General features: G+C 66.9%; 18 protein-coding genes, 1 tRNA gene and 1 pseudogene. 10 read left to right on the top strand and 10 right to left on the bottom strand.

Features of this window, described 5'->3' with window-relative positions; all coding sequences use genetic code 11:
- Together EG854_RS02555 and EG854_RS02550 are read left to right on the top strand one after the other, a co-directional pair.
- Positions 1-128, top strand: a pseudogene (locus EG854_RS02555) (IS5/IS1182 family transposase); the annotation flags it as partial.
- Complete coding sequence (locus EG854_RS02550; RefSeq protein ID WP_260155550.1) at positions 112-450, top strand: alpha-hydroxy acid oxidase; 339 nt, start codon at positions 112-114, stop codon at positions 448-450. The pseudogene EG854_RS02555 and the gene EG854_RS02550, both read left to right, overlap by 17 nt.
- Before the next feature lie 47 nt (positions 451-497).
- Here the strand turns inward: EG854_RS02550 and EG854_RS02545 are convergent.
- The 8 genes from EG854_RS02545 to EG854_RS02510 all read right to left on the bottom strand — a co-directional run bounded on the left by EG854_RS02545 (position 498) and on the right by EG854_RS02510 (position 6638).
- Positions 498-587, bottom strand: a tRNA-Ser gene (locus EG854_RS02545).
- Between the two features lie 81 nt (positions 588-668).
- On the bottom strand, positions 669-1628 hold the full coding sequence (locus EG854_RS02540; RefSeq protein WP_123286168.1) for an NUDIX hydrolase: 960 nt from the start codon (positions 1626-1628) through the stop codon (positions 669-671).
- A 2-nt stretch (positions 1629-1630) separates the two neighbouring features.
- A complete protein-coding gene (locus EG854_RS02535; RefSeq protein ID WP_164461784.1) occupies positions 1631-2260 on the bottom strand; it encodes a YfbR-like 5'-deoxynucleotidase in 630 nt (209 codons plus the stop codon).
- Between the two features lie 119 nt (positions 2261-2379).
- Positions 2380-3201: a methyltransferase type 11 gene (locus EG854_RS02530; RefSeq protein WP_241153093.1), complete on the bottom strand. Its 822-nt coding sequence runs from the start codon at positions 3199-3201 to the stop codon at positions 2380-2382.
- A 70-nt stretch (positions 3202-3271) separates the two neighbouring features.
- Entirely contained in the window at positions 3272-4132 is an 861-nt protein-coding gene (locus tag EG854_RS02525) for an AAA family ATPase (protein WP_123286167.1), read from the bottom strand.
- 67 nt (positions 4133-4199) lie between these two features.
- Complete coding sequence (locus tag EG854_RS02520; RefSeq protein WP_123286166.1) at positions 4200-4412, bottom strand: hypothetical protein; 213 nt, start codon at positions 4410-4412, stop codon at positions 4200-4202.
- The gene (locus EG854_RS02515; RefSeq protein ID WP_123286165.1) at positions 4409-4795 is read right to left on the bottom strand and encodes a hypothetical protein; all 387 of its coding nucleotides are present in this window, start codon (positions 4793-4795) and stop codon (positions 4409-4411) included. The genes EG854_RS02520 and EG854_RS02515 overlap by 4 nt, the downstream gene beginning before the upstream one ends.
- 49 nt (positions 4796-4844) lie before the next feature.
- Entirely contained in the window at positions 4845-6638 is a 1794-nt protein-coding gene (locus EG854_RS02510; protein WP_123286164.1) for a tetratricopeptide repeat protein, read from the bottom strand.
- 144 nt (positions 6639-6782) lie between these two features.
- Here EG854_RS02510 and flbT point away from each other — a divergent pair, with 144 nt between their 5' ends.
- The 3 genes from flbT to EG854_RS02495 all read left to right on the top strand — a co-directional run bounded on the left by flbT (position 6783) and on the right by EG854_RS02495 (position 8547).
- Positions 6783-7208 (top strand): flagellar biosynthesis repressor FlbT, encoded by a 426-nt coding sequence (gene flbT / locus EG854_RS02505; RefSeq protein WP_123286163.1) that lies wholly within the window; start codon positions 6783-6785, stop codon positions 7206-7208.
- Positions 7168-7533, top strand: coding sequence for a flagellar biosynthesis regulator FlaF (gene flaF, locus EG854_RS02500; protein ID WP_123286162.1), 366 nt, complete (start codon positions 7168-7170; stop codon positions 7531-7533). The genes flbT and flaF overlap by 41 nt, the downstream gene beginning before the upstream one ends.
- A 186-nt stretch (positions 7534-7719) precedes the next feature.
- Complete coding sequence (locus tag EG854_RS02495) at positions 7720-8547, top strand: flagellin (RefSeq protein WP_123286161.1); 828 nt, start codon at positions 7720-7722, stop codon at positions 8545-8547.
- A 44-nt stretch (positions 8548-8591) separates the two neighbouring features.
- On the opposite strand, the gene EG854_RS02490 is transcribed toward EG854_RS02495, so the two are convergent.
- Both EG854_RS02490 and EG854_RS02485 read right to left on the bottom strand, forming a co-directional pair.
- Positions 8592-9227, bottom strand: coding sequence for an exopolysaccharide biosynthesis protein (locus EG854_RS02490; RefSeq protein WP_164461780.1), 636 nt, complete (start codon positions 9225-9227; stop codon positions 8592-8594).
- A 79-nt stretch (positions 9228-9306) separates the two neighbouring features.
- Positions 9307-10758 (bottom strand): sigma-54-dependent transcriptional regulator, encoded by a 1452-nt coding sequence (locus EG854_RS02485; protein ID WP_123286159.1) that lies wholly within the window; start codon positions 10756-10758, stop codon positions 9307-9309.
- A 179-nt stretch (positions 10759-10937) separates the two neighbouring features.
- Between EG854_RS02485 and EG854_RS02480 the strand changes: the two genes are divergently transcribed.
- From EG854_RS02480 to gltB, 5 genes are all read left to right on the top strand, one after another.
- Positions 10938-12740, top strand: coding sequence for a M3 family oligoendopeptidase (locus tag EG854_RS02480; RefSeq protein ID WP_123286158.1), 1803 nt, complete (start codon positions 10938-10940; stop codon positions 12738-12740).
- A gap of 328 nt (positions 12741-13068) precedes the next feature.
- Positions 13069-14361, top strand: coding sequence for an ammonium transporter (locus EG854_RS02475; protein ID WP_123286172.1), 1293 nt, complete (start codon positions 13069-13071; stop codon positions 14359-14361).
- Between the two features lie 126 nt (positions 14362-14487).
- On the top strand, positions 14488-15126 hold the full coding sequence (locus EG854_RS02470; protein WP_123286157.1) for a TorF family putative porin: 639 nt from the start codon (positions 14488-14490) through the stop codon (positions 15124-15126).
- A 187-nt stretch (positions 15127-15313) separates the two neighbouring features.
- Positions 15314-16747: an NAD(P)-dependent oxidoreductase gene (locus EG854_RS02465; RefSeq protein ID WP_123286156.1), complete on the top strand. Its 1434-nt coding sequence runs from the start codon at positions 15314-15316 to the stop codon at positions 16745-16747.
- On the top strand, positions 16744-21225 hold the full coding sequence (gltB, locus tag EG854_RS02460) for a glutamate synthase large subunit (RefSeq protein ID WP_123286155.1): 4482 nt from the start codon (positions 16744-16746) through the stop codon (positions 21223-21225). The genes EG854_RS02465 and gltB overlap by 4 nt, the downstream gene beginning before the upstream one ends.
- The last annotated feature ends 16 nt before the right edge of the window (positions 21226-21241 follow it).

Raw genomic sequence — 21241 nt, 5'->3', positions numbered from 1 at the left:
TCTTCTCCAAGCTGAAGCACTTCCGCAGGGTTGCAACCCGTTACGACAAGCTGGCCGAAAACTTCCTCGCCATGGTCCAACTCGCCTCGATGCGACTGTGGCTGCGCGTTTATGAGTCTACGGCCTAACCACGGCGGTCGCCAAATGGATGGCGCGCCCGCGCCGATTGACCAGGTCGCCGCCGTCAGAGACGCGCTGGGCGACGGGCCCGATGTCATATGCGACGGAGGCGTTCGACGCGGATCGGACATCGTCAAGGCGCTCGCCCTGGGTGCGACGGCCTGTTCGATCGGCCGCCCGTATCTGTATGGTCTGGCCGCCGCGGGCGAGGCCGGTGTCGCCCGAACGCTCAAGATCCTGCGCGACGAATTCGAACGCACGCTGGCCCTGGCGGGGGTGCCTGACATCCAGACCCTGGCGCGACGCCATATCCGCCACAGGCCGCGGTAGGGGCCTCGGGGGCCGGGATCAGATCAGGGAACTGATCCGGGCGGCGATGGCGGAGAGGGGGGGATTCGAACCCCCGGTACCCGTAAAGGCACGCCGCATTTCGAGTGCGGTACATTCAACCACTCTGCCACCTCTCCGCGGGGCCGTCGTGTTCTGGTCGAACGGACGGCTTCTCTAGTCGGACAGGGGCTGCGCCGCAAGAGGCTGAGGCCGCGATTTCAGCGCAGGGCGGGCAGGGGCAGGCCGAGGGTCTGGCCGTCCAGGGGATCGGCGGCGCTGCGGGTGAACAGCTCGGCCGGGCGGCCACCGGTGCCGGTGCTGAAGCGGCCGGTGGGGCTGACCAGTCCGGTACGCTCGACGCCCCTGCGGAAATTCTGCTTGTGCAGGGTGATGCCGGTGATGGCCTCGGCACCACGCTGCAGGTCCGACAGGGTGAAGGTGGGCGACATCAGGTCGAACAGGACCGGGCGGTAACGCAGCTTGCTGCGCAGTCGGCCGAGGCCGGTGGCGAGTATCCGTCGGTGGTCCGAGGCCATGGGCGCGCCCGAGGGCAGGGCCGGCCGGTCGCGGTCGGCGTCGCGCGCGGCCTCCTGCACCAGACCGGCCTCATAGAGCAGTTCGTAGCGCTCGAGCACGCGGCTGTCGCTCCAGCGCTGGTCCGGTTGCGGGGCGAACAGGGCGTCGACGCGGGCACGGCGGCGGGGATCGGCCTCGACCCAGGCGTCGAGGGCGCTGTCGAGCGGGCCCAGCGATGGGGGGCGCCCCTGTCGGTGATCTTCCCATGGAAAGAAGTCGAGCACGGGCCGCCAGCGGGCCTCTCCGCCCGGCCGCACAAGGGCCGCCGTATCAGCCGCGTCGGCGGTCAGGGCCAGATAGCCGACCGAGACCTCGCGCAACCGCTCGGGCCCCGGGGTGGCGCGGGGCGAGGCCCGGCCGAGGTCGCCGAAGGTGTAGAGCTGTTCGACATAGCCGGGGCGAAAGCCGGTCTGGGCGGTGACAAAGGCCCGCAGGGCCAGTTCGAAGGTGCGATCGCGGACCGGGTCGAAGGGGCCGAAGGGCAGGGCCGCGCTGCCGTCCTCGGCCCGGGTGGTCAAGACGACCGCCTCGCCCAGCCGCAGACCGATGACCACGGCCGAGAGGCCAATGCGGATACCGGTCGGAGGGGCGGGCTCGGCCATGCTCAGCCTCGCCGTCCGGCCGCGCGGCGCGGCACCTTTGGTGTCCAGGCTGTGGGCCGGGGCGCTGCGGCGGCATCCCGGGCCGCGACCAGGGCATGGTAGCGATCCATGTAGCGGGCCTGGGCGATCGAGGCGGGTTCGGGCCGGATCTCCAGCTCATAGCCGACGGGGGGACGGCCGAAGAAGCCGAGGGCCTCGGTCTTGCTGAAACCGGCCAGTTGGGTGGCTTCGAAGTAGGCACAGGCTTTGTCGGCGGTCTTGATCAGGGTCTTGATCGCGCGCGGGGTTTTGGCGGGCAGGCCAAAGCGGACGTGGATGGCGGTCTCGAGGCGGCTCTCAAAATCCTTGTAGTTCACGCCCAGCGCCGATTTGAACGGTGAGATCATGTCACCGATCACATACTCCGAGGCATCATGCAGCAGGGCGGCCAACAGCCACCTCGGCTCGATGTCGGGCTGGATGTGGGCCACGATCTCCTGGACCACCACGCTGTGCTGGGCGACCGAAAAGGCGTGGTCGCCCACCGTCTGTCCGTTCCAGCGGGCCACGCGGGCAAGGCCGTGGGCGATGTCCTCGATCTCGATATCGAAGGGGGAGGGATCAAGCAGGTCCAGTCGTCGCCCCGACAACATGCGTTGCCAGGCGCGAGGTGCGCGGGAAGAGGGAGAGCGGTCGGCCAAGTCGGTTCCTTTGATCAGGCGGTCAGGTGACCGATCCTGAGCCTCGGATCAAGGGGCCGGGTGGATTCGGCCTATTCGCCGACGTTAAGGGTCAGGAGGGCGCGGGCGTCGTCCATCAGGGGATCCTTGTCGGTTTCCTTGGCCCTGAAAACAGCGATCACCAGGGGGCCGCCGGCGGGACCCCGCGCTTCATAGCCTACCAGCCGCCAGCCCAGTCCGTCGGTCTGGCCGTCGGTGACGAGCCAGGTCGCGCGCGTGGCATCGCCGGCCGCCCGGGTCCGGATCAAGGCACCGTCGGCGGCGGCCTGGATGTTGACGCTGCCGTCGTCAGAGCCGCCTTCGATATTGACGCTGGACGCGCTGTCATTGGCGTCAATGGTCACGCCGCCAATGCGGATGCTGGCGCGGTCGCCATCGGCATCAATCGACAGGCCGGGCACCTTGACCTGGGCGGTGTCGCCCTCGGCTTCGATCCGCACGCCTGGGGCCTCGACCGTGGCGCTGTCGGAGCCGGACGTCGCGCCGGTGGTATCGGAATGGGCCGAAGCCTCAATCGCGGCGATGGTCTGCGGCATGTCCCCCGACAGGCGATCCTCGAACGCCTTGAGCACATCGTCCACGGAAGCGCCATCCAGCGGCTGGAGATGCAGGGTCACTTCGGAGCCCCGGGGGCCAGCATAGACGCAGACCTTGCCGCCGTTCTGGGCCGTGCCCTTGCGCGTCAGACTGCCCTGGGTCTGGGGGCACTGAAGGGTCTGGACGACCTTGAGCACACCCTTGTTCTCGCCGCCCTCACGCGTGGTGGTGATGCGGATGGAGTCGTCGCCACAGGCGGCAAGGCCGGTGCAGGCGAGCAGCACACTGCTCATGATCAGGGTGGGCGTACGCATCATCAACACGTCCTCTTCGGTCCCATCCTGCGGGTCGTGGCCCAGAAATCCAGTGAAATCGCGGTAAGGCGCCTCAGCCGCCCGGCCGCGCGCCCTCGCGGCGGTTGAGGAAGGCGAGGCGCTCGAACAGGTGAACGTCCTGTTCGTTCTTGAGCAGGGCGCCGTGGAGGGGCGGGATGAGCTTTGATCCGCTGGTTTCGCGCAGGGTTGTCGGGTCAATGTCGTCGACCAGCAACAGCTTGAGCCAGTCGAGCAGTTCGGACGTCGAAGGCTTTTTCTTGAGACCCGGCGTGTCGCGGATTTCGTAGAAGGTGCGGAGTGCCTCGGACACCAGGCGCGGCTTGATGTCGGGGAAGTGGACATTGACGATGGACTTGAGCGTCTCGGCGTCGGGGAAGCGGATGTAGTGGAAGAAGCACCGGCGCAGGAAGGCGTCGGGCAGCTCCTTTTCGTTGTTCGAGGTGATGAGGACGACCGGACGGGTGTCGGCCCGGATGGTTTCGCCGGTCTCCTGAACGAAGAACTCCATGCGATCCAGCTCCTGGAGCAGGTCGTTGGGGAATTCGATGTCGGCCTTGTCGATCTCGTCGATCAGCAGGACGGGGCGTTGGGGGGCGGTGAAGGCCTCCCACAGTTTGCCGGGCTTCAGATAGTTGCGCACATCGTGCACCCGCTCGTCTCCCAGCTGGCTGTCGCGCAGGCGGCTGACGGCGTCATATTCATAGAGGCCGTTGTGGGCCTTGGTCGTGGACTTGATATGCCAGGTGATCAGAGGCGCATCGAGGGCTTCGGCCAGTTCATAGGCCAGAACGGTCTTGCCGGTGCCGGGCTCACCCTTGACCAGCAGGGGACGTTCAAGCGCCACGGCGGCGTTGACGGCCACCTTCAGATCCTCGGTGGCGATATAGCGCTGCGTGCCCGTAAATCGGCTCATGAACGGCAGTCCCTTCCGGAGAGTTTCCGAAAGGGTGGTAGCCGATGGACGATCAGGTGAACAGGGTTCAGGTGATCTGCTTGGGCGTCGGCGGGTCGCTGGCCGGAAAGCTTTCCTCTACGGCCTCGTCCTGCAGGGCGTCCTGGCGGCTTTCGGATTTGGAGACCTTGTCCTTCAGCTGATCCGGCTTGCCGGTTTCGCGTTCGGCCTTGCGGGCATAGGGGGCGTCAGTGTCGCTGTCGTCCTTGCCGGGGTGATTGTCGTTGTCGGGTTGGGTCATGCGGGTGTCCTGTCTGTTGACGGGGGCGTGTCGTCTTCGGGGCCGTAGCCAAGGGCTTCGATATCGTCGTCGTCGAGGCGACGGGCCTCCCAGTGGGCGGCGCTGGCCTGGGCCCCGCGGCGGTTGCGCATCAGCCCGTCGTAGACCAGTTCGATCTCGTCGGGCCGCGACTCCACGCGGCCATCGGGGTCAGCGCGCTGGAGGGTCTGAATTTCATCGGCGTCGTCATCTTCCTCGCCGGCGTCGCCCTCCCTCTGGGTGACGTCGAGGACGGGGTCGGCCTGGTCCGGAAGGATATCGCCCTCGCCCTCATCGTCGATGTGGGTTTCGTCGAAGGTCTCGGACTGGTCCTGTTCGTCGGGGGTGTTGTCGGCGGGTGTCATTGTCATCTCCTGTCAAGGAGAGAACGCGACGCGCGCCAGCCCCGTTCCGTCAGCCCGAGGCTCTTTCCGCCAATGCCGCCGCGACGTCCCGGATGGCCTGGTCCCACCCGTCGAAGGCGCGGGCGAAGGTGCGCATGTGCGGGTAGAAGGGATAGCGGTCCGTGCCCAGCAGGTGCCAGTCGTCGGGGGCATAGATCAGCCAGGTCTCGGCGCCGACGGCGGCTGCGATATTGGTGCCGGCGATGCCGGGGCCGATCACCACGTCCATTGCCAGCGACAGGGCGGCGAGGTCCTCAAGGTCGTCCTTGAGATTGATCGGCGGCGTCCACAGGGTGACCCCGGCGGCTTCGGCGGCGGCCAGGTCGGCACTGACGTCGCCGCACTGCAGATTGACCATGACGCAGCCCGGCGTGGTCAGGACGGGCTTCCAGCGCTCGAAGCTGGAGAAGTAGCGGGCGCGAACCCCGTTCAGCACCAGGCTCTTCCAGTGCAGGCCGACCTTCAGGCCGGGACCGAGAGCCTCGACCTCGGCCTTCCAGTGGGCGACACGCGCCGGGTCGGCGACCAGATAGCCCCAGCGGTCGGGGAAGGCGGTCACTGTGGGGCGGAAGATCGGCATCAGGCTGGCCATCGGCACCCAGGCGTCGGCTGACGGTGCGTCCTCGCCATCCATGAAGGGGATGTAGCGGTAGAGGCGCCCTTCCATCTTCACCGCGCGGTGCCCGCCGACGATGGCCTGGGGGAAGCTGCGCTGGAAGATGTCGACCAGCCGCGGCTCGACAGCGATGATGACCTGACCCTCGGGGCCGACCGCCTCGATCAGATCGCCGAGGGCAGAGCCAAACACCATTTCGTCGGCGATGCCCTGTTCGCCGACCACCAGGATACGCTGGCCTGCGAGAGGCTGGGTGGCAGGATCCCAACGCGGCATGGCGACCACAGCATGCATGGCCTCGGGCATGTCGGGGCTGAGACGGATTTCGTAGTCGGCCCAGCCGCCCGGAAGGTCGCCGGCGCCCAGCCGCAGCAGGGCCCGGGCCATGGTCATCATGGCGGTCTCATAGCCCGGCTCGGCACCCGGGAAGGCGGCCTCGATATCGGCCAGCGCCCCCTCCAGATCGCCAAGGGGCTGGCGGACATTGGCGCGGTTGTAGCGGGCCTTGGAGAATTCCGGGTCGAGGCGCAGGGCTTCTTCGAAGAAGGTCAGGGCGGTGGCCATGTCGCCCTGGTCGCTCTGGACGGTGCCAAGGGTATTCCAGAGCAGGGCGCTGGTGGGCTCGACCTGGATCATGTCGCGCAGGACCTCGACCGCCTCTTCGTAGCGGTTGCCGTCGCGCAGCACGCAGGCGAGGTTGTTGGTGGCGTCGATATGGCCGGGCTCGACCGCAAGGAATTTCCGCAGCAGCTTTTCGGCGATCTCGAGCTGGCCCAGTCGCTGGGCGAGGCGGCTGAGGTCGTGGGCGATGTTGTTCTCGTCCGGCATCAGGGCGAGCGCCGCCTCATAGGCGGAAAGCGCCTGGGCCAGGTGGCCGGATTTCTCCTGGCAGATAGCCAGAACATGCCAGGCGAGGCCGCTCTTCTCGTCGATATTGAGGACTTCGAGGCAGCGTTCGGCCCCCCGCGTATAGTCCTGCATGCGGACGGCGGCGACGGCAGCCTTCAGATGCTCGACCATACGCCGCTGGACCTTGGCCGTGCCCGTACGGCCTGCCAGCTTGCGGGACAGGCGGTTCAGCGCGTCGGTCGAGGCTGCGTCCCCGGCGACGCCCTGGGCCACGGCGAACGGGCCATGGGCGATGGGGGCTGTGGTTTCCGGCTGGGCGGCGAAGGCGGGACTGGACATGCGGGCCAGGTATCCTGACAGAAGTGACGATTCCCCGCACTCTGACGCGCCCGTCACAACACACGGTTAACCACGACTGTTTAGAGGCTTTTGGGGACCGCCGCGCTAGCTCGCAGGGGCGGGACTGAAGGGGAGGCCCGCCGGATGCCGCTGAAACTGTCCTTGAAACCGGGTGAACGTTTCGTGCTGAACGGCGCCGTCGTCCAGAACGGTGATCGCCGCAGTGTTCTGGTTTTGCAGAACAAGGCCAGCGTGCTGCGCGAGAAGGACATCATGCAGCCCGACGAGGTCAACAGCCCGGCGCGCCGCATCTATTTCCCCGTCATGATGATGTATCTGGATGAGTCGTCAGCGGCGAAATTCCACGACGAATTCACCCTGCGGGTCAGCGAATTCATGAGCGCGACGCGCAATCCGGACGCGATGGCCGACTGCGTTGCGGCGTCTCGCCATGTGCTGGCCCGCGAGTACTACAAGGCGCTGATGACGGCGCGCAAACTGATCGAATACGAAGAGCAGAGGTTGGGTCATGTCGCTTCAGGCGTACAGCAAGGCCGCGGCGCGGACTGAAACTCCCCGGGAGATGGAGTACCGGCTGTTCGGCCAGGTGACCCGCGCCCTGATGCATGCCGCCCAGGCCGATCCGTCGGATGTGGCGACCCGTATTGATGCCCTGGACTGGAACCGGCGCGTCTGGTCGGCCCTGGCGACGGACTGCTCCGACCCCGGCAATGCCATGGGCGAGGCCCTGCGCGCCCAGATCATCTCGATCAGCCTGTTCGTCAGCCGCCACAGCTCGCAGATCATGCGGGGCGAGGAAGATTTCGAGCCCCTGATCGATATCAACCGCATGATCATGCAGGGCCTGGCCCCGCCTGCGTCGGAAGCGGCCTGAAGATTTTTCCCGACCCGGAAGCTCTTGCCGGTCGCGCCGCGATGACGCGCAGAAAAATCTCATAAAATCAGCCCATTGAAAGCGTTGCGGTAGCGGCATCTTTCTTGCCTGTGCGGGGGTGAACCAGAACCGGTTCGACGGTCAGAAGACCGTTAACCCACCCGACCAGAATGGAAGGACCCGCCGATGAGCAATTCGGTCAACACCAACGTGGGCGCAATGATTGCGCTCCAGAACCTGAACGCCACCAACACCGACCTCGCGGTCACCCAAAGCCGGATCAACACCGGCAAGAAGGTGGCCAGCGTCAAGGACAACGGCGCCATCTGGGCCATCGCCCAGGGGCAACGTGCCGACATCGGGGCCCTGGGGGCGGTCAAACAGTCACTGGATCGTGGCGTAGCCGCAGTCGATGTGGCCATCGCGGCGGGCGAGACGGTCTCTGACCTCTTGCTGCAGTTGAAGGAGAAGGCACTGGCAGCGACCGACGCGTCGCTGAAGACGGCAGCGCGGGCCGCGCTGAACGAGGACTTCAAGGCCCTGCGTGACCAGATCGCGACTGTGACCACCAACGCCGAATTCAACGGGGTCAACCTGCTGGAGACCGGCGCCACCGGTTTCAACGCCCTGGCCAATGCGCAAGGCAACGCCACCATCACCGTGGGAGCGGAGGTGATGGCGCTCGGAAGCACCACAGTCAGTGTGGCCACGACGCAGTCGATCGATACCCTGACGAAGGCGGCGGCCTCGCTTACGGCCGTCAACAATTCCATCGATGCCGTCTCGGGCGCGCTTGCGCGTCTGGGCACCAAGTCGAAGGCCCTGACCACCCATCTGTCGTTCGTCGGGAAGCTGACGGACTCGCTGGAATCAGGGGTCGGGAATCTGGTCGATGCCGATCTGGCGAAGGAGAGCGCCAAGCTTCAGGCGCTGCAGACGAAGCAGCAACTGGGGGTTCAGGCCCTGTCCATCGCCAACCAGACTCCGCAGTTGGTCCTGTCGCTGTTCCGATAGGTTCGAAAACCTGAGGCCGGAGGGTTCGCCCTCCGGCCTTTTCATCAGAAGAACCGCGTCACCATCTCCCAGGTCGCCACGAGGACACGGCTGACCGTTTCCCAGACCAGCCAGGTGAAGGTCGCCATGCCGGCCGAGATCACCCAGCCGATCAGCATCATCACGCCGTCCTTTTGCATCAGGCCGAAGCCAAAGGCCGCCACGATGAGGGACGGGAACAGGTTGAAGCCGATCAACGGCAGCATCAGCACCGCCGCCCAGATCATGCACATCAGGCCGATCAGGGCCTCTGACAGATCCGTACTCATGAAGGCGAGGCGCGGACGGCTGAATCGCTCCACCATCTGCAGCCGACCCTTCACCTTGCCGGCGGCCTCGGCGAAGGCCGGACGGGGGATGTCACGCTTCATGATCCAGCCCGGCAGCCAGAGCTCGTCCTGACGAAACAGAAGCTGTGCCCCGATGATCATGATGGGCACGCCCAGCACGGTGGTCATGCCCGGGATCACCCCGATGACCGCGCTGAGCAGCCCCAGCGTCAGCAACAGGGCGCCAAACCCCCGCTCCCCGAAGGTGCCCACCAGTTCGGTCATCGGCAGGACGGGATCGTCGACGGCGCCAACGTCCGTCAGCACCTGGGAAAAGGGTCGCGCGCTGAAGGAGTTGGAATTGTCGTTCATGAGCCGTCGCCGAACAGGGTCATGTGCTCTCTTGGCCCGTCTTGGGCCGCCACGCCACTTAAGAAACCGCAATGCGGCGTCAGGCAGACTGTTCCATGTCCACATCCAGTCCCTGCTCGCGGACCTTGCGATAGAGGGTGGACCGGCCGATGCCGAGGCGGCGGGCGATTTCAGACATATGCCCCGCATAGACCTCGATGGCGTGCTGGATCAGGTCGCGTTCGATCTCTTCCAGGGTTCGCAGGTGACCCTTGCCGTCCAGAATGCGGATGGGTGTGTCCGGCGCGGGGGGCAGGTCGTGGGCCGCGGCCAGGGGCGCGCCGGCAGGCGGTGCATCCAGCTCGGGCGTCGGCATGGCCACGCCCGAGATGGCCGGGAAGTCGTGCGGCTTGAGGAACGGCCCGTCGGCCAACACAATGGCGCGATAGACTGCGTTTTCGAGCTGGCGCACATTGCCGGGCCAGTCGAAGGCCTTGAGCAATTCGGCGGTCTCGGGGGCACAGCCGACGACCCGCTTGCCTTCCTCGACATTGAAGCGGCCGATGAAGTGGTCGACCAGGGCCGGAACGTCCTCGCGACGCTCGCGCAGGGCCGGGGCCTCGATCGGAAAGACGTTGAGGCGATAGAACAGATCCTCGCGGAAGGCACCGCCCTCGACCTGTTTGGCCAGGTCGCGGTTGGTGGCCGAGACGATGCGGACGTCCACGCGCACCGGGCGCTTGGATCCGACGGGGTCGATCTCGCCTTCCTGCAGGGCGCGCAACAGCTTGACCTGCATGTCGAGCGGCAGTTCGCCGATCTCGTCCAGGAACAGGGTGCCGCCGTCGGCCTCCTTGAACTTGCCGAGGTGTTTGTCGTGGGCGCCGGTGAAGCTGCCCTTCTCGTGGCCAAACAGGATCGACTCGACCAGATTGGCGGGCAGGGCGCCACAGTTGACGGCCACGAACGGCCGTCCGGCCCGGTCCGAGGCCCCATGCAGGGCGCGGGCGATGACTTCCTTGCCGACGCCGCTCTCGCCGGTAATCAGCACCGGAATGGTCGAGGAGGCCGCGCGGATGCCCAGCGCCTTGACCATGCGCATGGCGGGGCTGTCGCCGACCAGATCGTCAAAGGTGGTGCGGCCCGAGGTGTGCTTCTTCAGGCGGCCGACCTCGGCCGTCAGCTGGGTGAGCTGCAGGGCGTTCCTCACCCCTACCAGCAGGCGCTCGGCCGAGACGGGTTTGACGAAAAAGTCCTGGGCCCCGGCCTGCATGGCCTTGACCACACTCTCGATGCCGGCGTTGGCCGTCAGCACGATGACCGGGGTCGAGACCCCTGCGGCGCGCAGTTCGGCCAGACACTCCAGACCGGTCATGCCCGGCATGACCATGTCGAGCAGCACCACATCGGCCCCGCCACCCTTTGTCAGGCAGTCGATCGCCTCGCCGCCGCTTTCGGCTTGGGCGACGGCAAAGCCCTCGCGTTCCAGAACCGCCTGGACCAGGCGGCGCTGGGTCGGATCGTCATCGACGACCAGTACGGTCTTGGCCATGGGGCACCCCTTTATCATCACCGTCGGCCGGTCTCGGGGGCAGGCCCCGGACTGGCTCGTTTCGGGACGGGTCTACCCCGGATGCGGTGAAGATCGGGTTGTCCGGCGTGGTGTGCGGGGGGTTAACGTCAGGGCGGGCCGCCTTGCCTCTGCCCGTCCGCGACCCCATACCCAAGGGCATGAACGCACCCTTCAAGACACCGACCGCCGACCTGCCGCTGTGGGATCTGTCCGACCTCTATGCCGCCAAGGATGATCCCGGCCTGAAGCGGGATATGGAGGCGGCGCGCGCCTCTGTGGCCGAGATGAATGCGCTGGCGGGCACCCTCGTCGCCGCGCGCGCGGACCCGGCGCTGCTGGGCGAGCGGCTGGATCGGGCGATCCGTCTGTACGAGCAGGCTGCGGACCGGCTGGGCGCGGTCGGGGCCTATGCGTTTCTGGACGCCTCGACCCGGCGCGATGATGCGTCGGCCCAGGCTTTCGAAGCCGATGTGCGCCAGTCGCTGACCGAGATTTCGACGCCGACCGTCTGGCTGACGCTGGAGATCAATCAGCTGGAGGAGGCCGAGGTCGAGGCGGCGCTTTCAGCCCATGCCCCGGCGGATCGCTGGCGGCCGTGGCTGCGTCGGGTGCGGGCGATGAAGCCGCATGAGCTGTCAGAGGAGCTGGAAACCTTCCTGGCCGAACAGATGCCAGTGTCGGCCCAGTGGCCGCGCCTGTTCGACGAGACGCTGGCGGATCTGCGGGTCAAGGCCGGGCGCGATACCCTGACGCTCAGCGAGGCCTTGAACGGGTTGTCGGACCCGAAGGCTGCCCGCCGCAAGGGCGTGGCCGAAGGGCTGACCGAGGCGCTGCAGGCCGAGACGCGCACCCTCGGCCTGGTGCTGAACACGGTGGCCGCTGAAAAGGCGCTGGAGGATCGCAAGCGCGGCTTCAAACGCCCGGCCGACAGTCGCCATCTGGCCAATGAGGTGGACGGCGAGGCGGTCGATGCCATGGTCGAGGCCGTGACCGCCGCCTATCCGCGCCTGTCGCACCGCTATTATGCGGCCAAGGCGCGGGCGCTGGGCCGCACGACGCTGGATCACTGGGACCGCAATGCGCCGCTGACCACCAAACCGCCGCGCGGGTTTGACTGGGCTCAGGGGCGGGCGCTGGTGCTGGACAGCTTTTCCGACCTGGGGCCCGAGTTTGCTGAGCGGGCGGGGACCTTCTTTGATCGCAACTGGATCGACGCCCGGCCGCGCGCGGGCAAGCAGTCCGGCGCCTATGCCCACCCCGTGACGGCGGATCGCCACCCCTATGTCTTCCTGAACTGGATGGGTGAGCGGCGCGATGTGCTCACGCTGGCGCATGAGCTGGGGCACGGGGTCCACCAGACGCTGGCGGCGGGTGCCGGCAGCCTGCTGGCCGACACCCCGCTGACACTGGCGGAAACCGCCTCGATCTTTGCCGAGGGGCTGACCTTTGATCGGCTGCTGGACTCAGCGCCCGAGGTTGAGCGTCAGGGCCTGCTGGCCGGGCGGATCGAGGACGGGCTGAACACGGTCGTGCGCCAGATCGCCTTCCACCGGTTCGAGACCCGTTTCCACGACGAGCGGCAGACCGGCGAGGTCGGGGCGGAGCGGATCGGACAGATCTGGCTGGAGGAAATGGGCGCGTCGCTGGGCCCCGCCGTGACGCTGAACGACGGCTATGAGCACTGGTGGGCCTATGTCAGCCACTTCGTGCACTCGCCCTTCTATGTCTATGCCTATGCCTTTGGGGACCTGCTGGTCGCGGCGTTGATGGAGACGCGGCGCAAGGATCCGGCGGGCTTTACGCCGCTGTATCGTGAGCTGTTGGCCGGGGGCGGCACCCGTCCGTACGACGAGGCGCTGAAGCCCTTCGGCCTGGATCCGCGCGATCCGGCGTTCTGGGACATCGGTCTTGGGCGTCTGGAGCGTCTGATCGAGGCGTTCGAGGACACACTCGAGGGCTGAAACCGGTCAGACGGGTTGATGCCGCAAGCTTGGCCATTGTGAAATTGTGCACGCGCGTAATCACGCATGACGCAATATAATTGCAAGCAATTCGGTAGCTGCGCATTATTTGCGCAACGTTACCCTGCGATAGATAGGCTGCAGCGCACGTATTTGTCGCATAATCGTTAACGAACCCCTTGCCTATTTCGCAAATGCGATAAAACCTTCGCATCTGCGTTGACGCATTCAGGGGGTACTGATGATGACGACCAAGATCCGGGGGCTGACGTCGGGTGTCGGCTACAAGCGAACTTGTGGCCTGCTGCTGGGCGGGCTTCTCTTATTTATGACCGCCGGGGCCGCGCAAGCCGCTCCGGCCCTGCTTTCGCATCAGGCGCCTCTGGAACTGGATGGGTCGGCGGCCGGCTGGATCCTGACGTCGACGGCGCTGGTGCTGCTGATGACGCTGCCGGGGCTGGCGCTATTCTATGGCGGCATGGTGCGGCGCAAGAATGTGATCGCGACCATCACCCAGTCGCTGGGCGTGGCGGCCGTAGTGACCCTCGCCTGGTTCGCAGCGGGATACAGCCTGTCGTTCGGGGTGGGCCAGCCGATCGCTGGCTATTCCGGCGATGAGGTGAACAGTGTGATCGGCAGTCTCGAGGCGGTCTTCCTGCGAGGCGTGACGCCGGAAACGGCCCACGCTGTGGCGCCCGCTCTACCGGAGTATCTCTGGATCGCCTTCCAACTGACCTTTGCCATCATCACCCCGGCGCTGGTGACCGGGGCGTTTGCCGAGCGGCTGAAATATTCGGGCCTGCTGCTGTTCACCGGACTTTGGACGCTGCTGGTCTATGCCCCGATCTGTCACTGGGTATGGGGCGGCGGCTTCCTGGGTTCGGCGGGGGTGCTGGACTTTGCCGGCGGGGCGGTCGTGCACGTCAACTCGGGCGTGGCGGGGCTGGTTTGCGCGGTCTTTCTTGGGGCCCGCAAGGGCTATGGCGTCAGCCCCATCGTCGCCCACAACCCGGTGCTGACCATGATCGGGGCGTCGCTGCTGCTGGTCGGCTGGATCGGCTTCAACGCCGGCTCGGCCTGGGCGGCGGATGCGATCGCGGCCGTGGCCCTGTTGAACACCCTGCTGGCGGCGATGGCCGCCTCCCTGACCTGGAAGATCGTCGAGGTGATCGAGAAGCGTAAGCCGTCGCTGATCGGTGTGCTGTCCGGCCTGATCGCCGGTCTGGTGGCCATTACGCCAGCGGCGGGTTTCGTCGATCCGATGGGGGCTGTGATCATCGGCCTGATCGCCGGACCGGTCTGTTATGCGGCCTCGGTCTGGATCAAGAAGCTGCTGCGCTATGACGACAGCCTCGATGCCTTCGGAATCCACGGGGCGGGGGGCGTGGCCGGTGCCATCCTGACCGGCGTGTTCGCCAGTGCCGCCGTCAATGCCGCCGGGGCCGACGCCAGCGTCATGAAGCAGCTGTGGGGCCTCGGCGTCACGGCAGGCTGGAGTGCAGGCGTGACCTTCCTGATCCTGATCGTCTGCAAGCTCACCACGGGCCTGCGGGTCAGCGAGAGCCAGGAAGACGACGGCCTGGACGGTCACCTTCACGGAGAGGTTCTGGAAGCGTCCTGACGGACGGTTCCAGCGAGTACGGCAGTCGGCGTCCTCCCACGCCGGCTGCCGGAGGCCCGGTCGGATCAGTGCCCGAGCGGTCGATGGCGTGTGCGTGCTTCCAACTCACTCAAAGGGGATAATCGAATGAAAACTCTGTTTGCCTGTGCCTCCGCCCTGGCCTTGCTGGCCACGGCCCAGGCTGCCCAGGCCCAGTCCGCTCCGGAGATCAGCTATAATCTCAGCGTCGCGACCGACTATGTGTTTCGCGGCATCAGCCAGACCGATGACCGGGCGGCCCTGCAGGGCGGTGTCGATATTGGCGTTGGCGGCTTCTATGCCGGAGGCTGGGCCTCGACCGTCGACTTTGGCGATGACACCGATGCCGAGGTCGACATCTATGGCGGCTACACCACGCAGATCGCCGGGTTCGACGTCGATCTGGGTGCGGTGCTATATCTGTATGGCGGCAAGCCCGCCGGGGCTGACTACGACTACATCGAACTGAAAGCGGCGGCGTCGCGGGACGTCGGGCCGGTGAACCTCGGGGTCACCACCTATTTCACGACCAACTTTTTCGGGGTGGACGATGAGGCCTTTTACTATGAGGCCAACTCGGCCTTTGCCATCAGCCCGTCCCTGACGGCCTCGGGCGCCGTGGGCCATCAGACGCTTGACGTCAGCGATGACTATACGACCTGGAATGTCGGCCTGACCTATGCCTTCCCGAAGCTGATCTCGATCGACATGCGCTACCACGATACCGATACGGCGGGTCCGCTCTAGGAGGAGCGGTTCGTCGGCATGGTGTCGTTCGCCTTCTGAACGCTGTGGCGGCAAACAGAAAAAATCATCCGGCAAAGTGACAAAAGCCGGAAGGATTCGCTGTGATCAAAAGATTGTCAGGCGGCCGCGCGGGGAAAAATACCCGCGCGGTCTTGCCGTGAGCGCCCCGACAAAGGATGGTGGGCCTATGCTGCACCGCAACCAAAAATTCCCCGAGATCGTCCGGCGGACGCCCCCAAAGACGCCCGCAGACAGCCGCGTCCGCGACTTCAACGAGATTTACGCCGACTTCGCCGCGTCCAATGGCGCGACCCAGTCCAGCCGTTGTGCCCAATGCGGCGTGCCCTTCTGCCAGAGCGGCTGCCCGCTCGAGAATGCCATTCCCGACTGGCTGAAGCTGGCGGCGGAGGGGCGTCTCGAAGAGGCGTGGCGCGCGTCGGAAGCGACCAGTGCCCTGCCCGAAATCTGTGGCCGCATCTGTCCGCAGGATCGCCTGTGCGAAGGCGCCTGCACGCTGGAGCGGGCGGGTTGGGAGACGGTCACGATCGGCTCTGTCGAGCGCTGGCTGGGCGATATGGCCTTCAAGGAGGGCTGGATCGAGCCGATCCGGCCGGTGCGGGAGCGCGACGCGTCCATCGGCATCGTCGGATCGGGCCCGGCCGGGCTGGCGGCGGCGGACCGGCTTCGCGGCCTCGGCTATGCGGTGACGATCTATGAGCGGCAGGACCGGGCCGGTGGGCTGCTGATGTATGGCATACCGGGCTTCAAGCTGGAAAAGCCGGTGGTGCAGCGCCGCATTGATCGGCTGATCGAGTCCGGAGTGTCCTTCGAACTGGGCGTCGAGATCGGGCGCGACCTATCGTTCGAGGCGCTGAGAAGCCGGCATCAGGCGGTACTGCTGGCAGCCGGGGTCTATGCTGCGCGCAGACTGGCGGTGCCCGGCTGTGGCACCAATGGTGTGGTGCCCGCGCTGGCCTATCTGACGGCGTCCAACCGCAAGGGTCTGGGCGACGCCGTGCCCGAGTTCGAATCCGGGGCGCTGGATGCCCGGGGGCGGACGGTGGTGGTGATCGGCGGCGGAGATACGGCCATGGACTGTGTTCGCACAGCCGTGCGTCAGGGTGCGGCCTCGGTCACCTGCCTCTATCGTCGGGATCGCGACAACATGCCCGGCAGCGCCCGCGAGGTCGCCAATGCCGAGGAAGAAGGCGTGGTGTTCGACTGGCTGGCCTCGCCCAAGGCGGTGCACGATGCCGAGGGCCGGGTGACTGCGGTCCGGGCTATCCGCACGGCCCTGTCCGATCCCGGCCCTGATGGTCGACGATCGATCCGTGAGATGGCTGACAGCGCCTATGACTGCAGCGCCGACATGGTCATCGAGGCGCTGGGCTTTGAGGCCGAAGACCTGAAAGCCCAGTTCAAGACGCCCGACCTGGCGGTGCGGGACGATGGCACCGTCTGGTCGGCGGGCGCCACGCGAGCCACGACGCTGGAGGGCGTGTTCGTGGCTGGAGACATTTCGCGCGGCGCTTCACTGGTCGTCTGGGCCGTCCGCGAGGGTCAGGATGCTGCTGCAGAAATCCATGCGTGGCTGGGTGCTCGCCAGCAGGTGGCGGCATGAACTTTGATCGCCAGCAATACCTCGATGACCGGCAGGCGCTGATCGACGCCGGGGCCTATGACCCCAAGAGCGAGCGGGACGCCTGCGGGGTGGGGCTGGTCGCGGCTATCGACGGGCAGCCGCGACGCGAGGTGGTCGATCTGGCCATCGCGGCGCTGAAGGCCGTCTGGCACCGGGGAGCGGTCGACGCCGACGGGCGCTCGGGGGACGGCGCGGGCCTGTTGATCGGCCTGCCGCGTGAGTTCTTCCTGAGGCAGGTTCGCGAACAGGGGCGTGAACCCCGGCCCGGGCCCCTCGCGGTCGGCATGGTGTTCCTGCCGCGCCATAACCTCGCTGCCCAGGAGCAGGCGCGCGTGGTCATCGAGCGCGAGGTGCAGGCGGCGGGGTTCTACCTCTATGGTTGGCGACAGGTACCGCACCGGCCCGAGATTCTGGGCGAGCGCGCCGCCGCCACCCGGCCCGAGATCGAGCAGATCATGCTGGCCCCGCCCGAGGGGCTGGACGGCGAGGATCTGGAGCGGGCGCTGTATCTGCTGCGCCGCCGGATCGAGGCGCGGGCCCTGTCGCGGGGCATCGCCGACGTCTACGTCTGCTCGCTGTCGGCGCGGGTCGTCATCTACAAGGGCATGATGCTGGCCCAAGCGCTGGCCGAGTTCTACCCGGACCTGATGGACCCCGAGGTCGTCGCTTCGGTGGCCGTGTTCCATCAGCGCTATTCGACCAACACCTTCCCGGAATGGCGGCTGGCCCAGCCGTTCCGGATGCTGGCCCACAACGGCGAGATCAACACCCTGCGCGGCAATGCCAACTGGATGCGCAGCCACGAGATCCGCATGACCGCGGCGGCCTTCGGGGCCGATGACGACATCGTCAAGCCGGTCATACAGAAGGGTGGCTCGGACTCCGCCGCCCTCGACAACGTCTTTGAGGTGCTGGTGCGGGCCGGGCGCTCGGCGCCGATGGCCAAGACGCTGCTGATCCCCGAGGCCTCGATCCCCGGAGTTTCGAGTCCGGCGCATCAGGCGCTCTATGCCTATTGCAATGCGGTGATGGAGCCTTGGGATGGACCGACCGCCCTGTGCGCCACGGACGGCAGGTGGGTCGTGGCGGGCAAGGACCGCAACGGCCTGCGGCCCCTGCGGGTGACCGAGACCTCGGATGGGCTGCTGATCTGCGGGTCCGAGGTCGGCATGACCGGCATCGCGCAGGAGCGGATCGCGCGCAACCTTCACATCGGGCCGGGCCGCATGATCGCGCTGGACCTCGACGAGGGGCGGCTGTTCGACGAGACGGCCATTCTGGACAAGCTGGCGGCGGGCCATCCCTATGACCGCTGGCTGGCCAATATCGTCGATCTGGAGCCGAAGGTCGGGCCGGGGCCGGAGCCGCGCAGGCTGGACAACCCGGCGCTGGTGCGCATGCAGGCCGCAGTCGGCTGGACGCAAGAGGACGTCGAGACCTTGCTGGATCCGATGATTGCCGACGGCAAGGAGGCCGTGGGGTCGATGGGGGACGATGCCGTCCCCCGCGTGCTGTCGGGTCTGGATCGGCCGTTCAGCCACTATTTCCGGCAGGTCTTTGCCCAGGTGACCAATCCGCCGATCGACTCCCTGCGTGAAGGCGCGGCGATGTCCTTGCGGACCCGGTTCAAGAACCTCGGCAATATCCTTGCGCAGGAGGAAGGCCAGACGCGGGTCCATGTGCTGGACAGTCCGGTCCTGACCACCGGCATGTTCGACCGGATGCTGGATGTGGTGGGCGAGGGGGCGGTGGCCCGGCTGGACACCAGCTTCGACCCGGCGGCGGGCGGCGACCGTCCGGGCGAGGCCCTGCGGCAAGGCATAGAGCGCCTGCGCGATGAGGCGGTCGCGCAGGTGCGGGCCGGCTCCGGCATTCTGGTGCTGACCGATGAAGCGATGGGGCCTGACCGGCCCCTGATCCCGATGATCATGGCCACTGCGGCTGTGCACACGCGGCTGGTGGACGAGGGGTTGCGGTCCTTCGTCTCGATCGTCGTGCGAACCGCCGAGGCGCTGGAGGCCCACGCCTTTGCCGTGCTGGTCGGGTGCGGCGCGACCGCCGTCAACGCCTGGCTGGCACAGGAGACCTTTCTGCAACGTCAGGATGAGGGCCGCTATGGCCCGGGTTCGCTGCGTGAAGCCTGCCTGAACTACAAATCGGCGATCGAGGCGGGGCTGCTCAAGATCCTGGCCAAGAAGGGCATATCGGTGATCTCCGCCTATCGCGGGGCTTTTGAGTTTGAGGCGCTGGGCCTTTCGCGGGCGCTGGTCGCTGACATCTTCCCGGGTATGACATCGCGGGTCTCGGGCATCGGCCTGGCGGGGCTGGAGGCGCGGGCGTTGCGGCTGACGGAAGCCGGTTTTGAGCGCGACCGGCCCGCCCTGCGGCTGGGGGGCTCTCACCGCATCCGCGCCGGCGAGGAGCGCCACGGCTGGGACGCGGAGGCCATCCACCGGCTTCAGGACGCGACCACGCGCAACGACTATGGGCGCTACAAGGCCTACAGCCGCCGGGTGCGCGAACAGCCGGCCGGGGCCCTGCGCGACCTGCTGGACTTCCGCGAAACCGGAACCGTGCCGCTCGAGGCGGTCGAGAGCGTCAATGAAATCCGCAAGCGCTTCGTGACGCCGGGCATGTCGCTGGGCGCGCTGAGCCCCGAGGCGCATGAGACGCTCAACATCGCCATGAACCGCATCGGCGCGCGATCGGTTTCTGGCGAGGGCGGCGAGGATCCCGAGCGCTACAAGACCCGCCCGAACGGCGACAATCCGAACAGCGCCGTCAAACAGATCGCCTCGGGCCGGTTCGGGGTCACGGCGGAATATCTGACCCAGTGCCGCGAGATCGAGATCAAGGTGGCCCAGGGCGCCAAGCCCGGCGAGGGCGGTCAGTTGCCCGGCTTCAAGGTGACGGAGTTCATCGCCCGGATGCGGCATGCGACGCCGGGCGTGGGCCTGATCAGTCCGCCGCCCCACCACGACATCTATTCGATCGAGGACCTGGCCCAGCTGATCTATGACCTGAAGCAGATCAATCCGAACGCCCGGGCGACGGTCAAGCTGGTGGCCCAGTCGGGGATCGGCGCGGTGGCGGCGGGTGTGGCCAAGGCCAAGGCCGATACGGTTCTGATTTCAGGGCACAATGGCGGCACGGGAGCGGCCGCGATCAGCTCGATCAAACAGGTCGGCATGCCGTGGGAGATGGGGCTGAGCGAGGCCCATCAGGTGCTGAGCATGAACGGTCTGCGCGGGCGGGTGCGGCTGCGCACCGATGGCGGCATCCGAACGGGCCGGGACGTGGTGATCGCGGCTATGCTGGGCGCCGAAGAGTTCGGTATCGGCACGGCCAGTCTGGTCGCCGTCGGCTGTCTGATGGTGCGTCAATGCCATTCCAACACCTGCCCCGTGGGTGTCTGCGTGCAGGATGAACGCCTGCGTGCGCTGTTCACCGGCACGCCCGACAAGGTGATCAACCTGTTCACCTTCATCGCCGAGGAAACCCGCGAGGTGCTGGCGTCACTGGGGCTGGCGCGGCTGGATGATGCGGTGGGGCGCACCGACCTGCTGCGTCAGGTGTCGCGCGGCGGAGCCGATCTGGACGACCTGGACCTCAACCCCCTGCTGGTTCGGGTCGGGGACGCAGACCTGCGGAATGGCGCTGAGTTGCCGCGCAATCCCGTGCCCGACAGTCTGGATGCGCAGATCCTGATCGATGCCGAACCCTGCCTGCAGCGGCGCGAGAAGATGCAGCTCAGCTATTCCGTGCGGAATACCCAGCGCGCGATCGGCACGCGCACCTCATCCGAGATCGTCCGCCGTCACGGCCAGGACCTGCCCGACGGACATCTGACGCTGAAGCTGAAGGGGGCCGCCGGTCAGTCGCTGGCGGCCTGGGGCATGAAGGGCCTGCGGATCGAGCTGGACGGCGAGGCCAATGACTATGTCGGCAAGGGCCTGTCGGGGGCGCATCTGGTCATCCGTCCCGTGACCTGGCGGCCCGGGCAGGCGCTGATCGGCAACACCTGTCTGTATGGCGCGACGTCCGGACGCCTGCTGGCCGCCGGGGTGGCGGGTGAACGGTTTGCCGTCAGGAACTCGGGTGCCGTGGCCGTCGTCGAAGGCTGCGGGGCGCACGGCGGGGAATATATGACAGGAGGGACGCTGGTTGTGTTGGGCCCCACCGGCTGGAATTTCGGGGCCGGAATGTCGGGCGGGGAGGCCTTTGTCTGGAACGAGGGCGATCAGGCGCTGGCCAATCTGAATGCCGACTCGGTGATCGCGGGCCCGGTCGTCGGGGCTGCGGCGGAACGGCTGAAGGCCCTGATCGCCGAACATGCTGCAGAAACCGGCTCACCACTGGCTCAGTGGATTCTGGAGGATTGGAATGCGTCGCGCGCCGCCTTCCTGCAGGTCATTTCCCGCGAGGCCGAGGAGGCGGCCCAGGCGCGTCGCGCCTGAGCCCTCTCCATCGGGG

Origin of the sequence: Brevundimonas halotolerans (genome assembly GCF_003730275.1) — a bacterium.
In the GTDB taxonomy this organism is placed as follows: Bacteria; Pseudomonadota; Alphaproteobacteria; order Caulobacterales; family Caulobacteraceae; genus Brevundimonas; species Brevundimonas halotolerans.
The sequence above is the reverse complement of the archived record's forward strand: the minus strand, read 5'-3'. Positions and strand labels throughout refer to the sequence as shown.

Bases quoted from the DNA above. Each gene is read 5' to 3' on its own strand.
- EG854_RS02520 (WP_123286166.1), bottom strand. From the start codon at position 4,412: ATGACCCAACCCGACAACGACAATCACCCCGGCAAGGACGACAGCGAC.
- EG854_RS02515 (WP_123286165.1), bottom strand. From the start codon at position 4,795: ATGACACCCGCCGACAACACCCCCGACGAACAGGACCAGTCCGAGACC.
- EG854_RS02485 (WP_123286159.1), bottom strand. From the start codon at position 10,758: ATGGCCAAGACCGTACTGGTCGTCGATGACGATCCGACCCAGCGCCGC.
- flbT (WP_123286163.1), top strand. From the start codon at position 6,783: ATGCCGCTGAAACTGTCCTTGAAACCGGGTGAACGTTTCGTGCTGAAC.
- EG854_RS02530 (WP_241153093.1), bottom strand. From the start codon at position 3,201: ATGATGCGTACGCCCACCCTGATCATGAGCAGTGTGCTGCTCGCCTGC.
- EG854_RS02475 (WP_123286172.1), top strand. From the start codon at position 13,069: ATGACCGCCGGGGCCGCGCAAGCCGCTCCGGCCCTGCTTTCGCATCAG.
- EG854_RS02510 (WP_123286164.1), bottom strand. From the start codon at position 6,638: ATGTCCAGTCCCGCCTTCGCCGCCCAGCCGGAAACCACAGCCCCCATC.
- EG854_RS02465 (WP_123286156.1), top strand. From the start codon at position 15,314: ATGCTGCACCGCAACCAAAAATTCCCCGAGATCGTCCGGCGGACGCCC.
- EG854_RS02470 (WP_123286157.1), top strand. From the start codon at position 14,488: ATGAAAACTCTGTTTGCCTGTGCCTCCGCCCTGGCCTTGCTGGCCACG.
- EG854_RS02490 (WP_164461780.1), bottom strand. From the start codon at position 9,227: ATGAACGACAATTCCAACTCCTTCAGCGCGCGACCCTTTTCCCAGGTG.
- EG854_RS02495 (WP_123286161.1), top strand. From the start codon at position 7,720: ATGAGCAATTCGGTCAACACCAACGTGGGCGCAATGATTGCGCTCCAG.
- EG854_RS02525 (WP_123286167.1), bottom strand. From the start codon at position 4,132: ATGAGCCGATTTACGGGCACGCAGCGCTATATCGCCACCGAGGATCTG.
- EG854_RS02480 (WP_123286158.1), top strand. From the start codon at position 10,938: ATGAACGCACCCTTCAAGACACCGACCGCCGACCTGCCGCTGTGGGAT.
- EG854_RS02550 (WP_260155550.1), top strand. From the start codon at position 112: ATGAGTCTACGGCCTAACCACGGCGGTCGCCAAATGGATGGCGCGCCC.
- EG854_RS02535 (WP_164461784.1), bottom strand. From the start codon at position 2,260: ATGTTGTCGGGGCGACGACTGGACCTGCTTGATCCCTCCCCCTTCGAT.
- EG854_RS02540 (WP_123286168.1), bottom strand. From the start codon at position 1,628: ATGGCCGAGCCCGCCCCTCCGACCGGTATCCGCATTGGCCTCTCGGCC.
- gltB (WP_123286155.1), top strand. From the start codon at position 16,744: ATGAACTTTGATCGCCAGCAATACCTCGATGACCGGCAGGCGCTGATC.
- flaF (WP_123286162.1), top strand. From the start codon at position 7,168: ATGTCGCTTCAGGCGTACAGCAAGGCCGCGGCGCGGACTGAAACTCCC.